General features: G+C 57.9%; 2 protein-coding genes. Both read right to left on the bottom strand.

Annotation, left to right across the window (positions count from 1 at the left end; genetic code table 11):
- A partial coding sequence (locus tag Y017_RS08015) for a condensation domain-containing protein (RefSeq protein WP_035460192.1) occupies positions 1–1481 on the bottom strand: 1481 nt, incomplete at its 3' end.
- A 13-nt stretch (positions 1482–1494) separates the two neighbouring features.
- A partial coding sequence (locus Y017_RS08010; RefSeq protein ID WP_035460191.1) for a non-ribosomal peptide synthetase occupies positions 1495–5216 on the bottom strand: 3722 nt, incomplete at its 5' end.

Raw genomic sequence — 5216 nt, 5'->3', positions numbered from 1 at the left:
CCTTCACCCTGACCCCACTCTTGCAGTCTGGACACATCGCTTTCTGCCACACTGATCGAGCCTAACATGTGCTGGCCCTGACTGAATGCGGTCAACACCTGATTCATAGCCTGTTTCAGGCGCTCTACCGTTTCTGAATGAAAGCGATCGGCAGCATAGGTCAGCGTCAACAATAAGGCGCCGCCTTCACCCTCATGGGCATCAAGCGCCAGATCAAACAACGCATGCGGCACCCCCTGAGCCAGCGGCACAATGGTGACGTTGTCGCTGAGATTTCTCGCCTTTGTATCACGCCGTTGATAATTGAACAGAACCTGAAAAAGCGGCGTCTCGCCCGGCTCCCGCTGTGGCGCCAAGAAAGCCACCAGTTGATCGAACGGCAGCGCCTGATGAGCCTGGGCATCCAGCATAGTCTGGTGCAGTTGGGTTACCCATTGATTCACCGTAAACGCCGCCCGAGGCTTACCCCGTAGCACCAAGGTATTCACAAAAAAACCCACCAGCGCGTCTACCTCGGCGCGCTCCCGGTTGGCCACCGGCACACCCACCGGAATATCACGACGGCCACTCACAGACGCCAGAGCCCATTGCCATGCCGCCAGCACCACCGTGAACAATGTTGTGTCGTTATCCCGCGCCAGCGCTTGTAACGGCCCCTGTAAATGGGCCGGCACAGACCACTGCACACTGGCGGCGGAACGCAAGGCGGTCTGTGCCGGCGCCCTATCATGGGCAATCAGCAAGGGTGGCTGGGCCCTCTCCTGTTGATCATGGCCCAGTTGTTCACGCCAATAGCTGAGTTGCCGATCCCGTTCACCGGCATCCAACCAGGCCTTCTGCCAAAGCGCGTAATCCGCATACTGAATAGCCAGGGCTGGCAACGGGGAGTCACTGAGATACGCCCGCGCCAAGTCCGCAAAGAACACATCCATGGACCAGCCATCGGACACCAGGTGATGCATCACCAGCTGCAACCGCCAGCATTGCTCAGACAGCTGCAGCAATTGCACCCGCAAGGGAGAATCACTGCCCAGCACAAAGAGACGGCTAGCGTGTTCATCCGCAAGGGTCTGCCGGTCACCATCATCCAGCGCGCGTGCATCCCGCTGCTCAACCGTCAGGGTGTCGGCGACAATACGCTGGTAACCTTCACCATCCTCTTCTACAAAACGGGTGCGCAGGCTCTCATGTCGGCGAACCACCGCATCCATGGCGCGTAACAAGCGCGGCACATCCAATGGCCCGTTAAGCTCAAAAGCAGCACTCAAGTGGTAGGCGGTGTTTGCTGGCTCCAACTGATGAATCGTCCACAGCCGCTGCTGGGCTGGCGCCAGTGGGATACGACCTGGGCGGTTACCGGCGACAATAGGCAGGCGCTCGAAGGGAATACCTTTCTCGCCCAGTTTTTGTAGAAAAACCGCCTGCTTTGTTTCATCCAGCGCCATAAAACGCCGGGCCAGTGCCGCCTTATCCAGGCTCATACTTCACTCCAGATCATAAATCTTCCAGGTCATCGAGAAGATCGGCCATGGCCGACAGATCCTCTTGCTCTTGCTGTTTGGCTTCGCCGTTGTTCTCGTCTACCCGTGCAGCCAACGCCTGCAGCGTGTCCGCCTCAAATAACGCACGCAGGGGAACATCCACCCCCCAGCGATCACGCAGCGCAGCAACGACGCGTGTGGCTAACAGCGAGTGCCCGCCGAGGACAAAGAAATTGTCATCCAGCCCCACACGGGGTTGCCCCAACAGCTCTTCCCACAGCGAAGCCAATTGCTGTTCGGTTTCGGTTTGTGGAGCACGGTATTCACGGGCTTGCCATTGCGGTGCAGGTAACGCCTTGCGATCCAGCTTGCCGTTGGGGGATAACGGCAGAGCCTCCAGAACCATAAACAGTGCGGGCACCATGTACTCGGGCAATGCATCCGCAAGGGCCTGTTGCCAGGCTTCACGGTTATCGCTATCGGCGCTCACATACGCCACCAACTGATCACCGGTATCACTGTGATCAGCAACAACAACCGCATCATTTACATCCGGCAATTGCTTCAGTTGTTGTTCGATTTCACCCAGCTCGATGCGTAGGCCACGAATCTTCACCTGATGGTCAAGGCGGCCCAGATATTCAATGATGCCATCGCCCCGTTGGCGCACCTGATCACCCGTGCGATACATGCGGCTGCCTGCGTCACCGTAGGGGTTAGGCACAAAACGTTCCGCAGTCAGATCCGAACGACCAAAATACCCACGCGCCAACCCTATACCCGCTAGATACAACTCACCGGGAACCCCACGGGGCACCGGATTAAGATCCGTATCCAACACATACAATTGGATATTGCTAATCGGTGCACCAATGGGCACGGTATGCCCGCCTTCCGGCTGGCATTGCCAGAAACTCACATCAATGGCAGCCTCGGTTGGGCCGTATAGGTTATGCAGTTCAACATCATCACGGCTGGTGAACACGGCTTTCTGCAGTTCCATATCCAGCGCTTCGCCGCTACAGATCAAGCGCTTGAGCCGCGGCACATTTTGCAACCCGGAGGCATCCACAAACGCTTTCAGCATGGATGGCACAAAGTGCAGTGTGGTAACACCTTCATCGGCCATTACCTGCTGCAACCACTGCGGGTCACCATGGGCCTGCGGCGGCGCCACCGCCAACCGTGCGCCAACCATCAACGGCCAGAAAAACTCCCACACGGACACATCAAAGCTGAAGGGCGTTTTTTGCAATACACAGTCCGCAGCCTGCAACGGATATTCGTTCTGCATCCACAGCAACCGGTTTTCCAGCGCTGCCTGAGTATTGAGCACACCCTTGGGCTTACCTGTGGAGCCGGAGGTATAGATCACATAAACCGCCTGATCTGGATGCCACTGCACCGGGGGCGGCGTTGTCGGCTGATCGCTCACATCCAGTTCATCCAGGCACCACATGGGCACCGCTTTGGGCCAACCGCCCAGCAGGCTGCTGTGGGTCAGCAGCAAGGCCGGCGAAGACGCCTCTAAAACGTAGCTCAGGCGATCCTGCGGGTAACTCGGATCCAACGGGACATAGGCGCCACCCGCACGGGTGATGGCAAGAATGCCGATGACCAGCTCCAGCGAACGGGGCAAGCCGATGGCCACTCGCACCTCCTCTTTCACCCCCGCACGGCGCAGTCGGTTAGCCAGTTGATTCACCTTGCGGTCCAGTTGCGCGTAACTGAGTTGTTGCTCACCCATGCTCAAGGCGACGGCATCGGGAGTGCGGCCCGCCTGCTGACTCAGACGCTTGGGCAGTGCAGTAAAATCGCCCCAGTCTTTTTCGGTGTGATTGAAGTGCTGTTGGTCACTGATTTCTTCAGCCGTCAGTAAAGCCGTGTCGGCCAGCAGCTGCTGCGGGTCATTGAGCAACGCCTCAAGCAAAATAAAGAAATGGTCTCGCAGGCGCGCAATGGTTTGCGGTTTAAACAGAGCAGTGGCATAACCAATAAAACCCTGCAGCTGTTCATCGTCTTCCAAAATATCCAGCGCCAATTCGAACTGGGCACCGGCCGCGCCAGGGTCGAACGGCGTGATCACCGCTTCCGGCCATTGGGGAGCAAACGTCTGACTGAGGCGTTGATGATTGAAGACCACCTGAAACAGAGGGTGACGATCCAGATTCCGATCAACCCCGAGCGCATCCACCAACACCTCAAAAGGCAACGATTGACGCCCCTGGGCTTTACCCATAAACCGCTGAGTCGCCGCCACATGCTGGGCAAACGATTGCGGTTGTTGGTAAGTCGCTGGGACTACCAGGGTGTTAATAAAGCAGCCCTGCAAGTTTTCAGTTTGCGACTGCAAGCGACCGGCCACCGGCACACCAACCCGCACCTGTGCTTGGCCACTGTAACGATGCAATAAGGTCTGCCAGACAGTGAGTAACAAGGTCGAGACGGTAGAACCCAACTCGCTGGCCCGTTGCTTGAGCTGCGTCAGCTGTCGATCACTGATCGACACTGGCAAGCGAGCGCCCCCGTTTTCATTCTCAGGCAGAGCACCACGGGAGAAATCCGTGGGCAAGGCCAGCGGCTCGCCGCCATCACCCAACTGCTTAACCCACCACCGGGTCTGGGCTCGGGCCTCGTCGCTATTCAGCCATTGCTGCTGCCAGGCCGCGTAATCTGCGTACTGGATGGCCGCTGGGGAAGGCACTAGGCGTGCCCCCTGATGAGCAAGCCGGTACAGTTTGCTCAACTCCGCCAACAGCAATTGCATGGAAATTCCATCACCTATGATGTGATGCTGCACCAACATCAGCTGATAACGTTGCGCCGAGAGCTTCACAACCTGCACGCGCAATAACGCATCCGCCGCCAGATCGAATGGTTTGGTCAGCACCTCATGCTGACAACGATGCACATCCTCTGAGCTGGCTTCATCGCTCAAATCTTGCCACTGAACAATCACCGCTGCGTCATCAAGAATACGCTGACGAGGCTCCCCGCCCACATCCACAAAACGGGTCCGCAAGCTTTCATGGTTGGCCACCAAGGTATCCACCGCCTGCTGCAGCGCTGCTTGATGCAGTTCACCGCACACCTCCAGACCCAACGGCATATGGTACGCACCGTTTTTCGGCTCCAGCTGCTGCACGAACCAGAGCCGCCGCTGGGCCGCAGAACAAGGCAAATCGCCATGGCGAGGCACCGGCTGAATGTCCGGCATGGCATTCGCCGGCTGACACAACAATGCACATTGCCTCAGCAAAGGTTGCTCGAAAATACGGTTTAGGGGCAGGTCCAGCTGGTGCTGATGGCGCAGCCGGTTAACCATCTGCACCGCTAATAATGAATGCCCACCCAGATTAAAGAAGTGATCATCGCGGCTGATTTTTTCCTGCCCCAACAGGGATTGCCAAATCTCAGCAAGCAACGTTTCCGTGCCGGCTTGTGGCGCGTCACCAGCACGGCTCGCCTGCCATTGAGGCAGGGGTAATGCCTTGCGGTTCACCTTGCCCGCCGGTGTCAGCGGCATGGCTTCCAGGGTTAATAAATGGCTGGGCACCATATAGTCCGGCAGGCTCTCTGCCAGCGTGGCAATCAGTGCATCGGTACTGAGCGGACCGCGCGGCACCAAATAGCCTACCAGCCGGTCGCCCCCCGGTGACGGCTGAGCCAGCACCACCGCTTCGCGCACCTGTGGATGGGCCAGCAACCGGCTTTCAATTTCTCCCAGCTCAATGC

The organism is Alcanivorax sp. 97CO-5, assembly GCF_000524665.1.
GTDB lineage: Bacteria > Pseudomonadota > Gammaproteobacteria > Pseudomonadales > Alcanivoracaceae > Alcanivorax > Alcanivorax borkumensis.
Note: the sequence above shows the minus strand (reverse complement) of the source record. Positions and strands in the feature narration are given on the sequence as shown.